Origin of the sequence: Natronomonas aquatica, assembly GCF_024449025.1 — an archaeon.
Lineage (GTDB): Archaea > Halobacteriota > Halobacteria > Halobacteriales > Haloarculaceae > Natronomonas > Natronomonas aquatica.
Genome location: NZ_JAHLKM010000001.1, coordinates 248,978 through 264,104, shown reverse-complemented (window position 1 = coordinate 264,104; position 15,127 = coordinate 248,978). Strand labels below are relative to the sequence as shown.

Genomic DNA, 15,127 nt, shown 5'->3' with positions numbered 1-15,127 from the left:
CCTCACAGTCCAGTGGAATAAGTTTGCAGGCCGACGCGTCGATCAGACGAAGACGAACGCCGCGGTCCCGGCGACGAAGAGCGCTCCGGCGGCGGCCGCGGTCGGCCGGTCTCCGAGCGGTCGACCCAGCTGTGTCTCGGCGAGAGACTGTACCGGCGGGAGCACGACCAGCCCCGCGAGGAGAAAAAAGACCCCGGCGCCGGCAGTCAGCGTCGTCAGACCGGCGACGAGCGCCACGTAGCCGACGGCGTACTGCAGCCGACGCCGGAGGCCGTCGGGCCCGTGGCCCCCGCCGCCCAGCCCTCGGGCCCGTTTGTCGATATACTCGTTGAGCCGTCGGCTCGCTTCGTCGTTCTGCGGCGTCGCACACGTCGGACAGAAGTTGTCGCTGTCCTTTACCCCGGTGCCACAGTTCCGACACGACGGCATAGTCGTTCGGCTCTACTCCGCCAGTATAAATCAACTTTCGCTCCGACTCAGTATCGGAAACTGAACCGCGACGACGCTTGATAACGCGGCGTCGAGAACGGTCCCCTATACAGCCGTATGTCGATGACTCCCCCCGGTTCCCGGCCCGCCGAACGCCGCGACGCTGTCGGATCCGCCGGCCAGACGGTACCGTCCGTTTCGGCCCCACGGAGCGCCCGCTTCGGGCTCGCGTTGTGCTGTGTTCTCGCCGTCGTCGTCGGGGCGCTGTCCCTTCTCGCCGCGCCGGCCGCCGCCGATCCGACGGTCGACGGCGTGACAATCGAGGACGATTCGGCGTGGATCGGAACCGAGGAGAGCCACCGGATCGACATCGAGGCCTCCGGGATCAACACGACCGACGGCCCGGCGACGGTGACCGTCGAACTTTCGGGGTGGCCGAGCGACGCGATCGTCGGCGGGCCGAGCGTCGACGTCGGGGGCGGCGCTACGATCGACGGGGACGTCGAAACGGACGGTTCGACTATAACGTTCGACGTCGACGCATCCTCGGGGACGACGACCGATCTCTCGACGACCGTCGACCTCACGCTCGAACACCCGCTTGCGGCGTCGGTCGACGACAACGACTACAGCGTCGACGTCGAAGTCGATGACACCGGGGGCTCAGACGAGGACAGCGCCGGAGTGACACTCGAGCGAGTTACCTACAGCACCAACAAGGACGGGTTCGACTCCGTCCCGGGGGTCGTAGACCAGCGCGGACTGGAGATCGAAGCCTCGAACCTCGAGTCCGGAACCGACTACGCACTCTACGAGTTCGACCCCGACGAGGAGGGCCTCGGGGATCAGGTCCCCGCCGCGTCGGTACGGACGGACGGAACGACGGCGACGATCGAAACGAGCCCGTGGGCCGAATCCGGCCGGTACATCGTCTCCGACGGCGAGGACGTCGTTCCCGCCGCCGATAACAGCTTCCGGCTTCGGGTCGACGAACTGACGGCAACACAGGCCGACGGAACGGTCGATTCCGGCGGCCCGGGCGCGGAGACGAGCGTGCGTTTCGACTCCTCGCTACAGTATCAGTCGTTCGACGTGTACGTCTCCGCGGAGACACTGGACGCAGACGAGCTATTCGAGGTCTTCAAGGGCGAGGAGATCCGCGCCGTCGAACACGTCTACCGCAGCGAGTCGAAGATCGTGATCCGCGGCGTCGAGCCCGGGGAAGAGGCTCCCATGACCTTCGAGTCGCTCCCGGAGGGTACGTACAACTTCAACTACGAGACGGTGCGTACGGCAGCCAGCGACACGACCGCCGTCAGCGCCGAGGAGTCCGACGTCGATGCCGAGTTCGGAAGCGACGTTTACGAGGTCGAGGCCGGCAACATCGTCGAGATCGACCTCTCGCTTGAGAACACGAACGAAGCGTACGTCATGGTCGGCGGCGATCGGCTCGGCGAGGACCGGGCCCCGACGAACTACTTCGATATCCTCCACGTCGAGGGCGATACGACGATCCGGATCAACACGCGCCTGCTCGGGACGAACGTCCTCAGCGAGGAGGCCTACGCCGCCGAAAGCGGACAGGTGACGAGCTATCTCCACGACCCCGGCCACGAAGGCTTCGACGACGTCTCCTTCGAGGGGGGTGCCAGCGACCTCGAGGGGTTCCGCTGGGTGAACGGCGTCGGCCCGCTCGCCCGCCCGCTCCAGCCCGAGCGGTTCAGGCTGGTCGCCGGCGCCTGGGGATCGGTTACCGTCCGCGAGGACGGGGTTCCGGACTTCGAGCGCCCGATGGATCGCTCGAACCTCAGGATCACCGACACGGACGGCTTCGATAACGTCACGACGTACGTCGCCCCGGAGGGCAGCCCGAGCGAGTACGAAGGGGAGGACGAACTCGGGGAACTGGAGGGCTCCCTGACCCAGCGCCGGACCGTCGCGAAGGGCGACCGGCTCGTCTTCGAGGTCGAGGCCGACGGGCTCACCGGTCTCGTCTCGTGGCTCGACGAACGGCTCGGCGAGGGGGAAGACATCGAGATCGACCACGGAACGCTCGAGACACTCCTGGAGTTCCCCGACGGGTTCATGCTCGAGGCCGAACAGACCAATCCGGACTCGAACACCGGCGAACGCGCCGCGAAGTTCGACCTGGAGGGGTCGACAGACGGCGACCTGTACATGGTCCACGAGCCGATGGCCCAGAACGGAAGCCAGTTCGTCATCGATCGATACTATCTCGTCCTCGATACGCGTGACTCGGGGCCGTTCGACCGGGAGATCGAGGCCGGCGACGAGTACCGGTTCCGGTTCGGGTACGCGGCGACCGGCGAGACCGACTGGTTCGAGACCGTCGATCACGCCGCGGTCGAGCCCAACGACGCCGCGCCGCATTTCCCCTACTACGACGCGCACGCCGATCCCCGACCCGAAACCCGGCTCGTCACGGTCGAGGAACGGTCCGTCGAGTACAACCGGACCGACAGCCGCGATCGCCCGGTCATCAGGGTCACCGACGAATCGACGCTCTCCGGGCGGACGAACCTCGCGCCGGGAACCGAGATCTCGATCCAGCTGGTCGCGGACAACCGGACCGAGCCGATCCGGGCGACGATCGACGACATCGACATCGCCGAGGACGGATCGTTCAGCGTGACACGGGACCTCTCGGAGTTCGGCCTCGACGACGAGATCGACGTCGAGTTCTACGTCGACCAGAAGCTCCTCGAGAAACGGCCGGCCGTCCCGATCGGCGCCGACGAACCCTTCGTCGACTACGAGATCGCCGACCACACCGAGGCGAGGACCGTCACGCGGGGCGAGACGCCGGCGAACGTCTCGGCGACTGTCGAGAACACCGGCCACGTTCCCGACGGCCAGTCGGTCACGCTTTCGGTCGACGGCGGGACGATCGACAGCCGGACTCTCGAACTCGAGGAGGGTGAGTCGGCGACCGTCGCGTTCGACGACCCCGTCGACCTCGACCCCGGCGAGTACACCTACACGATCGCGACTGCCGATGACGACGTTACCGGCCAGCTAACGGTCGAGCCGAACGGGAGCGGGAGCGAAAACGGGAACGGAAACGAAACCGATACTGGCGACGAGCCGGCCGATGACGGCTCGGACGACGGATCGCCGCTCGAAAACCTGCTCGGCCCGCTCGGCGGCCTTCTCGGGGGGATCGGTGCCCGACACGCCATCGGCAGTGCGGCCCTCGTCGGGGTGATTCACGTGCTCGGGTACTGGAGTTGAGGCCGCCTCCTGTTTCGCTTCCGGCAGCGTAAACGGCCGATCAGTCGTCGCCGGCGGCCCGTCGGCCGCCGCCCCGGGGGCCCTCCAGATCGATCGCCGGGAGGTGATCCCGGAGGTACCGCCCCGTGTGGGAGGCCTCGGTCCGGGCGACCGCCTCGGGTGTCCCCTCGGCGACGAGTCGGCCGCCGCCCTCGCCGCCCTCGGGTCCCAGATCGACGAGGTGGTCGGCGTTTTTCACTAGATCGAGTTCGTGTTCGACGACCACGACCGTGTTGCCGTCCTCGGTGAGCCGATGGAGGACGTCGATCAGTTTGCGCTCGTCCTCGCTGTGGAGGCCGGTCGTCGGCTCGTCGAGGAGATACAGCGCGTCGCCGCTGTCGCGTTTGCCGAGTTCTTCGGCGAGTTTGACCCGCTGGGCCTCACCGCCTGACAGCGTCGTCGAGGGCTGGCCGAGCCGCATGTATCCGAGTCCGACGTCTTTCAGAAGCTTCAGCCGACGGCGGATGCCGCTGTGGCTCTCGAAGAAGTCGTAGGCCTCGTCGACCTCCATCTCGAGGACGTCCGAGACCGTAGCGCCCTTGTACGTGACCTCCAGCGTCTCGTCGTTGTACCGGGCCCCCTCGCACTCCTCGCAGGGGACGTAGACGTCCGAAAGAAAGTTCATGTCGATCTTGACGGTGCCCTGTCCGCCGCAGGCCTCACACCGGCCGCCCTTGACGTTGAACGAAAAGCGGCCCTTCTTGTATCCGCGCTGTTTCGAGAGCTTCGTCTCGGCGAACAGCTCCCGGATGTGATCGAAGACGCCGGTGTAGGTCGCCGGGTTCGACCGGGGGGTCCGGCCGATCGGGGACTGGTCGATGAGCCGGACGGTTTCGACCTCCTCGATCCCCTCGATGTCGTCGTGGTCGCCGGGGAAGACGTCGGTGTCGTTCATCCGGCGGACGAGTCCTTTATAAATGATTTCGTGGAGGAGCGTCGACTTGCCCGACCCCGACACTCCGGTGATGGCGGTGAAACAGCCGAGCGGGACGTCGACATCGATGTTCTTCAGGTTGTGCTGGCGGGCCCCCCGGACGGTCAGGTAGCCCTCGGGATCGCGGCGCTTCTCCGGAACCGGAATCGACCGGCGGCCGGCGAGATAATCGCCCGTGACGGAGCGGTCGGCGGCCATCACGTCCTCGACGTCGCCGTTGACGACGACCTCGCCGCCGCGCTTGCCGGGGCCGGGGCCCATGTCGATGACGTTGTCGGCGCGCCACATCGTCTCCTCGTCGTGTTCGACGACGACGAGGGTGTTGCCGAGATCGCGGAGTCCCTCCAGGGTGTCCAGCAGTTTGTCGTTGTCGCGCTGGTGGAGTCCGATCGAGGGCTCATCGAGCACGTACAGCACCCCGACGAGCCCTGACCCGACCTGCGTCGCCAGCCGGATCCGCTGGCTCTCGCCGCCCGAAAGCGTCGACGCCTCCCGATCGAGCGTCAGATACTCGAGGCCCACCTCCTCCATGAACCCGAGTCGGGCGCGGATCTCTTTCAGTATCTCCTCGGCGATCTTTCGCTGGCGGTCGTCGAGGTCGGCCTCGAGGCCCTCGAAGTGTTCCAGAGCGTCGCCGATCGACAGCCTGTTGACATCGGTGATCGAGGTTCCGCCGACCAGGACGGCCCTCGATTCGGGTTTCAGCCGGGTACCCTCACACGCGGGGCACGTCGTCGTCGCCATGTAATCCTCGATGTGTTCGCGGGTGCTCTCGGAGTCGGTCTCGATGTACCGGCGATCGAGGTTCGGAATCACGCCCTCGAAGCGTTTCTCCTTGCGTCTCGTGCCGTTCTTCGTTCGTCGCTCGAAGACGACCTCCCCGTCGGTCCCGTAGAGGAACTGCCGTCGGACCTCCTCCGGTAGCTCCTTGAAGGGCGTCCCGACGCTCACGCCGAAGTGGGCCGCGACGCTGTCCAGCCGGGTCCGGTAGTACGAGCGGCTGTAGCTCCACGGCTCGAAGACCTCCTTGATCGGTTTCGAGGGATCGGTGACGACGAGGTCCTCGTCGACCTCCTTCGTCTCGCCGATGCCGTCACATTCGGGGCAGGCACCGTGGGGGGAGTTAAACGAAAACGACCGCGTCTCGATTTCCGGCAGGTCGATCCCACAGTGCGTACAGGCCAGTTCCTCGGAGAACTCCACGACGAGCCTGTCGTCGTCTTCGCCGGCGAGATCGCCCGTGCTGCGGGATTCAGAGCCGATTTCCGTCTCCGCGGGCGGGTCGGGGAAGACGACCTTCAGAACGCCGCCGGCCTCCTCGAGGGCCGTCTCGACGGAGTCGGTGATCCGGGAACGGCTCCCCTCGGAGAGTTTCACGCGGTCGACGACGACGTCGATCGTGTGGTCGTAGTTCTCGTCGAGGTCGGGCGTCTCGACGGAGAGGTCGTACTCCTCGCCGTCGACTTCGATCCGGGTGTATCCCTCGCTTACGAGTTCCTCGAAGCGGTCCTCGAAGGCGCCCTTCTGGTCGCGGACGACGGGCGCACACAGCTTCGCGCGGGTCCCCTCCGGGAGCTCGAGCAGCCGCCGGACCATCTGTTGGGCGCTCTGCTCGCCGACCTCCCGGCCGCACTCGGGGCAGTGTGGCGTCCCGACACGGGCGTACAGGAGCCGGAGGTAATCGTGGAGTTCGGTGACGGTCCCGACGGTCGATCGGGGGTTGTTGGCGGCGTTCTTCTGATCGATCGAGATCGCCGGCGAGAGGCCTTCGACTTTTTCGACCTGCGGTTTGTCCATCTGGCCGAGGAAGTTCCGGGCGTAGGCGGAAAGCGATTCGATGTAGCGGCGCTGGCCCTCGGCGTAGACGGTCTCGAAGGCCAGCGACGACTTGCCCGACCCCGACAGCCCGGTGACGACGGTGAACTCCTCGCGGGGAATGGACACGTCGATGTCCTTCAGGTTGTGCTCGGAGGCACCGCGGACGACGATGTCGTCGGTCATTACCGACGGAAGGGTTCGAGGGGGGGAAATCCTGTCGGTTGCGGCCGCCTGAACGGGGAACTGAGATCGGCTTTCGGTCGGCTCCCCGGCGCGTCCACTGACAAACAACAAGAGTTAATCGGCTGCCGTGTCCCTCTCCGAACGGTATGAGCAAGGTCAGCATCATCGGCGCCGCCGGGACCGTCGGCGCCGCCGCGGGCTATAACCTCGCGTTGCGCGATATCGTCGACGAACTCGTGTTCGTAGACATCCCCGACCAGCGTGAGACGACGATCGGCCAGGCTGCCGACGCGAACCACGGGACCGCCTACGAGTCGAACACGACCGTCGTCCAGGGCGAGTACGAGGACACTGCCGGCTCTGACGTCGTCGTCATCACGGCCGGCATCCCCCGCAAGGAGGGCCAGACTCGGATCGATCTCGCGGGCGACAACGCGCCGATCATGGCTGATATCGGCGCCTCGCTCGACGAGCACAACGACGATTACGTCTCGATCACGACCTCGAACCCGGTCGACCTGCTGAACCGCCACCTCTATGAGGCGGGCGATCGCGACCGACAGAAGGTGATCGGGTTCGGCGGCCGACTCGATTCCGCACGGTTCCGGTACGTCCTCTCCGAGCGGTTCGACGTCCCCGTCAAGAACGTCGAGGCGACGATCCTCGGCGAACACGGCGACGCACAGGCTCCCGTCTTCTCGAAGGTCCGAGTCGACGGCGCCGATCCAACGTTCGACGCCGACGAGAAAGAAGAGATCCTCGAGGACCTCCAGGAATCCGCGATGGACGTCATCTCCCGGAAGGGCGCCACCCAGTGGGGCCCCGCGACCGGCGTCGCCCACATGGTCGAGGCGGTGCTCGAAGATACGGGCGAGGTGCTGCCCGGATCGATCGTGCTCGACGGCGAGTACGGCTACGAGGACACCGCCTTCGGGGTGCCGGTCAAACTCGGCGCCGACGGTGTCGAGGAGGTCGTCGAGTGGGAACTCGACGACTACGAGGCCGAACTGATGGACGAGGCGGCGGCGAAGCTCTCCGAACAGTACGGGAAGATCCAGTAGACCGGCGCGTTCCGTAGTCGTTCCGTGCCGGATACCACGCCGCGAGGTTCGGACGAGATGAAACGTTACAGCCGGCAGTATCAGTTCGGGTCGCTGCCGGGCGTACCGGGTTCGTACTCCTCCGGCAGCCGATCGCCGGTCAGCGATGCCCACTCATAGAGCCGTCCCATCTCGGAGCTATCGCGTCCGGACATGTGTGACACCCTCACGGGGATAATCTACCGCCCAGCGTGATAATCGTTACGCCGGGACCTAGACGATCTTTTCGCCCTCGTCGTCGTATACCTCGATCGCGTCAACCGGACAGGCCCGGGCGGCGAACTTCGCGTCGAGTTCGGCGTCTTCGGGAATCTCGCGCTCGAAGACGTCCGGGTCGGTTTCTACGCCGCCGTCGAGGTCGGCTTTTCCCTCCGTTTCGTTGCGCTCGAAGGCGTCCCACTCGGCCGTACACTGGAACATCCCGATACACGTCTCGCGATCGAATCGGACCTTCATAGCCACCATTCGACCGAGGCGAATAAAGGCGTGACGGGCGGGTCGCCGGACCTCACGCCGCCTTTTCGATTCCCACGACGTCGAAGCGGGCCCCGCCACCCTCGCTTTCGGTCACGGTGATCTCCCAGCCGTGGGCCTCGACGATCTCCCGGACGATCGTGAGCCCGAACCCGGTCCCGGTCTCGGCGGTCGTGTGACCGGGTTCGAAGATCGCCTCCCGCTTCTCCTCCGGGATCCCCGGCCCGTCGTCCGCAACATAAAATCCCCCGTCGATAGCGCCGAGACGGACGGTCGCCGCCGGTCCGGCGTGTCTGGCGGCGTTCATGAAGAGGTTCTGCAGGAGGGTCCGGAGCCGGTCCCCGTCGGCGTAGATCTCGACGTCGGCGTCGGTCTCGAGCGTCGCATCGGCGGTATCGGAGGTCCGCCAGGACGCCTCGGCCGCCGCTTCGAGCGAGACGACCTCGCGCTCGCCGACCGTATGGCCCTGCCGTGCCAGCGTGAGCGTGTCCTCGACGATCGTCTCCATGCGGCCGAGCGCATCGAGGGCGGCGTCGAGTTCCCCGCTCCCGTCGTCGATCCTCCCCTTTGGGAGTTCGATACGACCTTCGGCGACGCTCATCGGCGACCGGAGATCGTGAGAGACGATCTCCGCGAACCGTTCGAGCCGATCGTTCTGTCGTCCGAGTTCCCGTTCGCGCCGCTTGTACTCGGTGACGTCCTTCTGGAAGCCGATCCAGCGGTCGATCTCGCCCGACTCGTCGCGGATCGGGCTGATCGTGACCTGGTTCCAGAACATCTCTCCGTCCTTCCGGTAGTTCCGGAGCTCGACGGTCGTCGACTCGCCCTCCTCGATCGCCCCCCGGAGTTCCGCGACGGGGTCGGCCCGCGTTTCGGGTCCCTGGAGGAACCGGCAGTTCCGGCCGATGGCCTCCTCGCGGTCGTAGCCGGTCATCCCGAGGAACCGGTCGTTGACGTACGTTATCGGGTCGTCTTCCCGGTTCGGGTCGACGAGTACGATCCCGATCGGGGCTTTCTCCATCGCGCGCGTCCGGCGTTCGAGTTCGGTCTCGCGCCGTTTTTCGTCGCTGATATCCCGCAGGATGCCGACGCTGCCGCGGAACTCCTCGCCCTCGTATGGGAGAACGCCCATGTGATCCCGACACGGGATCGGATCGCCGTCCTTCGGGACGATATCGACCCCAAACTGGGCGGTATCGGGACCTTCACTCGAGAGGATCTCTCCGAGTTTCCTTTCGGCCGTGGCCACCGCCTCGTCGCCTTTGATGATATCCGTTCCGCTCCCGACGATCTCCCCGCGGTCGTAGCCGGTCATCTCGAGGAACGGATCGTTGACGTACGAGAAGACACCGGTCTCGTCGACGACGTAGATCGGGTACTCGAGCGCACGGAGGACCGTCGAGTAGCGGTCGGCCTCGATCTTTGTCCGGTACTCGGCGGCGGCCTGCTCGATTCGGTTCGCGAGTCGGCGCTGCTGGTCGGGGCCGCCTTTCTGGAAGTAGCCGGTGACGCCGGCGTTGACAGCCCGACTCGCGATCTCCTCGCTTCCCTTGCCGGTATAGAGCACGAACGGGACGAGCGGGTGCTCCTCCCGGATCGCCTCGAAAAGCTCCAGCCCGTCCAGCCCGGGCATGTCGTAGTCGCTTATTACACAGTCGAACCGTTCGCCCGACAAGCGATCGAGTGCCTCCTCGGGGTTCGTCGTCGTCGCGACCGAAACCGAATCGAGTTCGCTGTCGAGGAACGCGGCTGTCAGATCCAGCACGGACCGATCGTCGTCGACGTGCAGGACCGACACGTCCCGCTGGCCGGACCGGGATCCGCGGAGGTCAGACGCCATCGTCAATTATTGGGACTGCGGAATAAAAACGGTTTCCCGAGCTTCAGCCGTCGAAGCGGTCCGGGTCGACGGGGATACGATCATTTACATTCGGTGACGCACAACTCGAAGGCGATGGACGTCGTCGACGTGTCCGGCGTGCCCGCGTGGTTCGCCGAACAGCTCCGCGAGGAGGGCATCGAGTCGCTGTACCCGCCACAGGCCGAGGCCGTCGAGGCCGGCGTCGCCGAGGGCGAAAGCCTCGTCGCTTCGGTCCCGACCGCCAGCGGCAAGACGCTCATCGCCCAACTCGCGATGCTGTCGGCCGTCGACCGGGGCGGGAAGGCGCTGTATATCGTGCCGCTTCGGGCGCTGGCGAGCGAGAAGCGCGAGGAGTTCTCGGCGTTCGAGTCCGAGGGCGTCTCGATCGGCGTCGCGACCGGCAACTACGAAGACAGCGGCGAGTGGCTCGCCGATAAGGACGTCATCGTCGCCACGAGCGAGAAGGTCGACTCGCTCGTCAGGAACGGCGCGCCGTGGGTCGAGGACCTCGACTGTGTGGTCGCCGACGAGGTACACCTCGTCGACGACCCCAACCGGGGGCCGACGCTGGAGGTGACGCTGGCGAAACTCCGGCGGATCAACCCGAACCTGCAGGTCGTCGCGCTGTCGGCGACCGTCGGCAACGCCGAAACGCTGGCCGAGTGGCTCGACGCAGAACTCGTCGACTCGACCTGGCGGCCGATCGATCTGAAAAAGGGCGTCCACTACGGGCAGGCGCTCCATTTCGGCGACGGCTCACAGCGCGAACTCCGGGTGGGATCGAACGAGAAGCCGACCGAGGCGATCGTCCGGGAGACTCTCGCGGAGGGCGGCTCGACGCTCGTCTTCGTCAACTCCAGGCGGAACGCCGAAGGGGCGGCAAAGCGGCTCGCGAACACGACCGCCGACGGGATCGACGACGACGAACGCCGGAAGCTCGCGGAACTGGCCGAGGAGACCCGTGGCGTCTCCGATACCGAAACGAGCGAGGATCTGGCCGCCTGCGTCGAGAAGGGCGCTGCCTTCCATCATGCCGGCTGTTCGAGCGAACACCGCTCTCTCGTCGAGGACGCCTTCCGGGCTCGGCTCATCAAGGTCGTCTCCGCGACGCCGACGCTTGCGGCCGGCGTGAACACCCCCTCCCGCCGGGTCGTCGTCCGCGATTGGCGGCGCTATTCCGGGGACGTCGGCGGGATGAAGCCACTGTCGGTGCTCGAAGTGCATCAGATGATGGGCCGGGCCGGCCGTCCGGGGCGGGACCCCTACGGTGAGGCGCTGCTTTTGGCCGACGGCCACGACGAACTCGACGAACTCTTAGATCGGTACGTCTGGGCCGATCCCGAACCCGTCGAGTCGAAACTCGCGCGCGAGCCGTCGATGCGAACCCACCTGCTCGCGACGATCGCCTCCGGCTTTGCCGACTCGCGGGCGGCACTGCTCGAGTTCCTCGGCCGGACGCTGTATGCGACCCAGTACCGCGAGGGGGGCGACGGCAACGACAACCTCGAACGGATCGTCGACTCGACGCTGGAGTACCTCGACCGCAACGGCTTCGTCGAACGGGGCGGGGGGATCGAGGCGACGAACCTCGGACATACCGTCTCGCGGCTGTATCTCGACCCGATGAGCGCCGCCGAGATCATCGACGGCCTCGGGGACGCGACCGGTCCGACGGTGCTTGGGCTGTATCACCTCGTCGCCCGGACGCCCGACATGTACGAACTCTACCTCCGGTCGGGCGACCGCGAGGAGTACACCATGCTGGCCTACGAACGGGAGGCGGAGTTCCTCGGCGCGACCCCCAGCGAGTTCGAGGAGGAACGCTTCGAAGACTGGCTGTCGGCGCTGAAGACCGCCCGGATGCTCGAAGACTGGGCGAGCGAACTCGACGAGGAGGCGATCGCCGAACGGTACGGCGTCGGCCCCGGCGACATCCGCGGGAAGGTCGACACCGCCGAGTGGCTGCTCGGGGCCGCCGAATCGCTGGCCGGCGAACTCGGTCTCGACTGTGTGGGCGCGATCCGGGAGGCCAGAAAGCGGGTCCAACACGGCGTCGGCGGGGAACTCATCGACCTGGCTGGCGTCCGCGGCGTCGGCCGCAAGCGCGCGAGACGCCTCTACGATGCCGGGATCGAGACCCGGGCGGAGCTCCGGAACGCAGAAAAGCCCGTGGTGTTGGCCGCGCTTCGGGACCGCGAGAAGACCGCCGAGAACGTCCTCGAGGCCGCCGGCCACCGGGATCCGGACATGGACGGCGTGACGCCCGACGCGTCGGTGACGCCGCAATCCCGAGCGGACGGCGAACCGGCGTCCGAACGCGGATCGACTCCCGACGGCGGCGAGGACCAATCCAGCCTCGGTGATTTCTGATGGGGGAGCGACCGTGAAACTCCTCGAAGGGAAAGTCGAGATCGGCGGCGATCGCTTCGGCGACGTCGACGCGTTCGTCGATCGGCTCGGTTCGATCGGCGGCGCCAACGGCGTGACAGTCCAGGCGTTCGACGCCCGTTACGTCGTCTCCCGGCGCCACCTCGAACGCGCCCTCGAAGTGGCCGACCGCGAGCGAGAGCGCGGCGAAGGCATCGTCCGTGATCGCGGCGTCGAGATAACCCTGTACGCGGCCGGCCGACGACAGATCGACCGGGCGATGGAGATGGGCGTCTCGACGGGCGAGACACCGCTCGTCGTCGTCGTCGATGGTCCCGGCGACGAGGAGGCGGCCGCCGAGGCGGTCGACGGACTTCTCCTCGAGGAGACCACGCTCGGCGGGTACGACGACGATCGGGTCCGCTCGTTTTACGACATCGGCGCGGCCGAACTGGCGGCGACCGACGCCGGCCTCGAGGCGCTCGTCCTAGAGCGGGTCGCGCTGCTCGTCGTCGAGCGATAGTCTCAGATCAGGAAGACGTCGGCCGAATCGAATTCCCGCCCGCAGTCCCGACAGCGGTAGACCATCCCGTCCTCGGACTGTAGCTGACCGCCGCACTCGGGACAATCTGAGCCCGCGCGTCCTGACATGGGTATCGATGCGGGCGTCGCGGGCATAGCTCTTTCGCGGCGACCGGTGCTGTCCCGTCCGTTTCACGTCGGAGTCCACTCGCAGGCGTTCCCCGTCGTCAACCCGTTTGCCTCGATGTAGGTCGACAGACACGCGTAGTTACAGAAATATTCCGGTGACCCACAGTCTTCGGCGCAATCGCGCACACAGATCGGGTCGTGATCGAAGATCCGCGAACCGCAGTACGCACAGGGCTCGTCCTCGAGTGGCGTGTCGATGGTCGTCGACATAACGGGGTCTATTGTCGTTTCGGCGGAAAGCCTTTCGCCGGCGTGTGTCGCTGTCGTCCCGGCGCCCGGTTCCCGCGTCCGGCCGCCCCGAGGACAAAACACTCATCGGTATCGAACTCCCCTGTCACGGTATGTATCAGCCGAACGCGATACGACAGGCCCGTCCGCCGTTCCCCGGACAGGGGGTGTCCGTCTGATGGTCGACGACTTCGAGCGCCCCCCGCAGGGCGAGTTCGAACGCGAGATCAAGGTCTATCCGGAGTTCTTCGACCGTCTCGAAGCCGAGGGTGCCCTGGACTTCTGGGACGCGGTCACCTCCGAGACGGAGATCGAGGGGCTCGTCTACCACCACCGGGGCGTCCAGGTCCCGAGCTACGACGGGCGGTTCGTCGACGAACCCACCGGGGAGACCGGCCGATCGGCCCCGGCGTTCAGCGTCGAATTCGGGACCGTCGGCCCGCGGAGCGTTTGGGCGGTCTTCGATCGGACGCTGTCGTGGGACGTCTATCTCGTCCTCTTCGAGGAGGGCGCGGCCATCGCCTGGATGAGCGACGCCGAGTTCGAAGCCGAGGAGGCCGACCGCTTCCCCTCGAAGGCACAGGCGGTCAAGGCCGGACAGTTCTCTTTCGGCGTCCTCTTTCGGTTCGGTCCCGACTGGGTCGAACGCGAGGAGTGGGCCTTGGGGTCGGCCGCGCCGGCGCTCCTCCAGCTCGGCGACGGGACCCTTCTGACGCCGGAGACCGAATCGGAGTTCTACGGGAACGCCCACGCGGTCCCCGACGAGTTCCGACCGGCGGTCGACACCGGCGCCGCGCCGTTTTATGGGCTCCTCGAGGCCGGAATCTCCGTGGATTCGGAGTCCGGGGACGGCAGCCAGTAAACGCCGGCACTGTTCTCGGGCCGGTCACCCACCGAACGGCTCGTAGCCGAGCCCCTCGATGAGGCCGAACTCGACGGCGTTGACGATGTAGTGGGCGATCACGACGACGAGCAGACTGCCCGTCAGGACGAAGACCGCCGCCAGGACGAACCCGAGCAGTGCGGTCGCGGCGATCCCGATCCACCCCTGTGCGCCGTGGCCGGCCCCGAAGACGACCGAGGAGCCGACCGCGAGCGCCCACGGGGAGAGCCCGAAGCCGGCGGCGAAGGCGCCGATCAACACGCCCCGGAACAGAAGCTCTTCGAACCCGGCGATGATCGGCAACACGACGAACAGCAACAGTGCCCACCCCCGGGGCGAATCGGGGGCGAGCAGTTCCCGGAGCGGGCCGCTCGGATCGGCCTCGAGGGCGTTCGCTATCCCCCCGAGCAGGACGTTCCCGGTCGCGATCGCGAGCCCGACGGCGACGCCGAGGCCGATCGCCACCGGAACGGAACCGTCTCCACCGATCCCGAGCGTCGACAGCGGGATCCCGGCGAGGACGATCCCGACCGAAAGGACGGCCGCGAAAATAAGGTGAGAGACGGCGACGTTCGCGAGCAAGGCAGTCTTCGGAACACGGTTCACCGTGGATTCTGGATCCGGACCCGGAGTCGGGCCCGGACCCGACTCCGGGTCAAAAGTCGGGCCCGGAGTCGACGCGTCGATCGCCTCGAGGTGGTCGGCGCCGTCGGGAAAGCCGGCACCGGACCGCCGGGGCGGCTCGACCGTGGCGTCCTCGACGAACTGTCCGGAGCGCCGCGCCGAAAACAGAAGTACCGTTAGCAAAGAGAGGGTGAGCGCCGCGAAGGCGACCCACCGGGGCACGC

13 protein-coding genes are annotated in these 15,127 nt (G+C 66.7%); 5 read left to right on the top strand and 8 right to left on the bottom strand.

Annotated elements, in window-relative coordinates:
- Positions 1–42: 42 nt before the first annotated feature.
- The gene (locus KM295_RS01430; protein WP_256028082.1) at positions 43–429 is read right to left on the bottom strand and encodes a zinc ribbon domain-containing protein; all 387 of its coding nucleotides are present in this window, start codon (positions 427–429) and stop codon (positions 43–45) included.
- A 117-nt stretch (positions 430–546) separates the two neighbouring features.
- Between KM295_RS01430 and KM295_RS01425 the strand changes: the two genes are divergently transcribed.
- Entirely contained in the window at positions 547–3,681 is a 3,135-nt protein-coding gene (locus KM295_RS01425; RefSeq protein WP_256028081.1) for a BGTF surface domain-containing protein, read from the top strand.
- A 40-nt stretch (positions 3,682–3,721) separates the two neighbouring features.
- Here KM295_RS01425 and uvrA read toward each other — a convergent pair whose 3' ends face one another.
- Positions 3,722–6,655 (bottom strand): excinuclease ABC subunit UvrA, encoded by a 2,934-nt coding sequence (gene uvrA, locus KM295_RS01420; RefSeq protein ID WP_256028080.1) that lies wholly within the window; start codon positions 6,653–6,655, stop codon positions 3,722–3,724.
- 146 nt (positions 6,656–6,801) lie between these two features.
- Between uvrA and mdh the strand changes: the two genes are divergently transcribed.
- Positions 6,802–7,716 carry a malate dehydrogenase gene (gene mdh / locus KM295_RS01415; RefSeq protein WP_256028079.1) on the top strand — a complete coding sequence of 305 codons (915 nt, stop codon included), beginning with the start codon at positions 6,802–6,804 and terminating at the stop codon, positions 7,714–7,716.
- A gap of 80 nt (positions 7,717–7,796) precedes the next feature.
- Here the strand turns inward: mdh and KM295_RS01410 are convergent, their stop codons facing one another.
- From KM295_RS01410 to KM295_RS01400, 3 genes are read right to left on the bottom strand one after another with little or no spacing between them, the layout of a single operon-like run.
- The gene (locus tag KM295_RS01410; RefSeq protein ID WP_256028078.1) at positions 7,797–7,925 is read right to left on the bottom strand and encodes a hypothetical protein; all 129 of its coding nucleotides are present in this window, start codon (positions 7,923–7,925) and stop codon (positions 7,797–7,799) included.
- Positions 7,926–7,968: 43 nt separating this feature from the next.
- A complete protein-coding gene (locus tag KM295_RS01405) occupies positions 7,969–8,211 on the bottom strand; it encodes a ferredoxin (RefSeq protein WP_256028077.1) in 243 nt (80 codons plus the stop codon).
- Positions 8,212–8,263: 52 nt separating this feature from the next.
- The gene (locus KM295_RS01400) at positions 8,264–10,069 is read right to left on the bottom strand and encodes a PAS domain S-box protein (protein ID WP_256028076.1); all 1,806 of its coding nucleotides are present in this window, start codon (positions 10,067–10,069) and stop codon (positions 8,264–8,266) included.
- A gap of 114 nt (positions 10,070–10,183) precedes the next feature.
- Between KM295_RS01400 and KM295_RS01395 the strand changes: the two genes are divergently transcribed.
- A complete protein-coding gene (locus KM295_RS01395) occupies positions 10,184–12,460 on the top strand; it encodes an ATP-dependent DNA helicase (protein WP_256028075.1) in 2,277 nt (758 codons plus the stop codon).
- A 13-nt stretch (positions 12,461–12,473) separates the two neighbouring features.
- Positions 12,474–12,980, top strand: coding sequence for a KEOPS complex subunit Cgi121 (cgi121, locus tag KM295_RS01390; protein WP_256028074.1), 507 nt, complete (start codon positions 12,474–12,476; stop codon positions 12,978–12,980).
- Between the two features lie 2 nt (positions 12,981–12,982).
- On the opposite strand, the gene KM295_RS01385 is transcribed toward cgi121, so the two are convergent.
- Together KM295_RS01385 and KM295_RS01380 are read right to left on the bottom strand one after the other, a co-directional pair.
- Entirely contained in the window at positions 12,983–13,108 is a 126-nt protein-coding gene (locus tag KM295_RS01385; protein WP_256028073.1) for a hypothetical protein, read from the bottom strand.
- 63 nt (positions 13,109–13,171) lie between these two features.
- The gene (locus KM295_RS01380; protein WP_256028072.1) at positions 13,172–13,378 is read right to left on the bottom strand and encodes a hypothetical protein; all 207 of its coding nucleotides are present in this window, start codon (positions 13,376–13,378) and stop codon (positions 13,172–13,174) included.
- A gap of 196 nt (positions 13,379–13,574) precedes the next feature.
- Between KM295_RS01380 and KM295_RS01375 the strand changes: the two genes are divergently transcribed.
- Positions 13,575–14,258, top strand: coding sequence for a hypothetical protein (locus tag KM295_RS01375; RefSeq protein WP_256028071.1), 684 nt, complete (start codon positions 13,575–13,577; stop codon positions 14,256–14,258).
- A gap of 24 nt (positions 14,259–14,282) precedes the next feature.
- Here KM295_RS01375 and KM295_RS01370 read toward each other — a convergent pair whose 3' ends face one another.
- Positions 14,283–15,125: a CPBP family intramembrane glutamic endopeptidase gene (locus KM295_RS01370; RefSeq protein ID WP_256028070.1), complete on the bottom strand. Its 843-nt coding sequence runs from the start codon at positions 15,123–15,125 to the stop codon at positions 14,283–14,285.
- Positions 15,126–15,127: the final 2 nt, after the last annotated feature.

Coding starts and splice junctions, on each gene's coding strand:
- KM295_RS01380 (WP_256028072.1), bottom strand. CDS start 13,378: ATGTCGACGACCATCGACACGCCACTCGAGGACGAGCCCTGTGCGTAC.
- KM295_RS01375 (WP_256028071.1), top strand. CDS start 13,575: ATGGTCGACGACTTCGAGCGCCCCCCGCAGGGCGAGTTCGAACGCGAG.
- KM295_RS01405 (WP_256028077.1), bottom strand. CDS start 8,211: ATGAAGGTCCGATTCGATCGCGAGACGTGTATCGGGATGTTCCAGTGT.
- uvrA (WP_256028080.1), bottom strand. CDS start 6,655: ATGACCGACGACATCGTCGTCCGCGGTGCCTCCGAGCACAACCTGAAG.
- KM295_RS01425 (WP_256028081.1), top strand. CDS start 547: ATGTCGATGACTCCCCCCGGTTCCCGGCCCGCCGAACGCCGCGACGCT.
- KM295_RS01385 (WP_256028073.1), bottom strand. CDS start 13,108: ATGTCAGGACGCGCGGGCTCAGATTGTCCCGAGTGCGGCGGTCAGCTA.
- mdh (WP_256028079.1), top strand. CDS start 6,802: ATGAGCAAGGTCAGCATCATCGGCGCCGCCGGGACCGTCGGCGCCGCC.
- KM295_RS01430 (WP_256028082.1), bottom strand. CDS start 429: ATGCCGTCGTGTCGGAACTGTGGCACCGGGGTAAAGGACAGCGACAAC.
- KM295_RS01395 (WP_256028075.1), top strand. CDS start 10,184: ATGGACGTCGTCGACGTGTCCGGCGTGCCCGCGTGGTTCGCCGAACAG.
- KM295_RS01400 (WP_256028076.1), bottom strand. CDS start 10,069: ATGGCGTCTGACCTCCGCGGATCCCGGTCCGGCCAGCGGGACGTGTCG.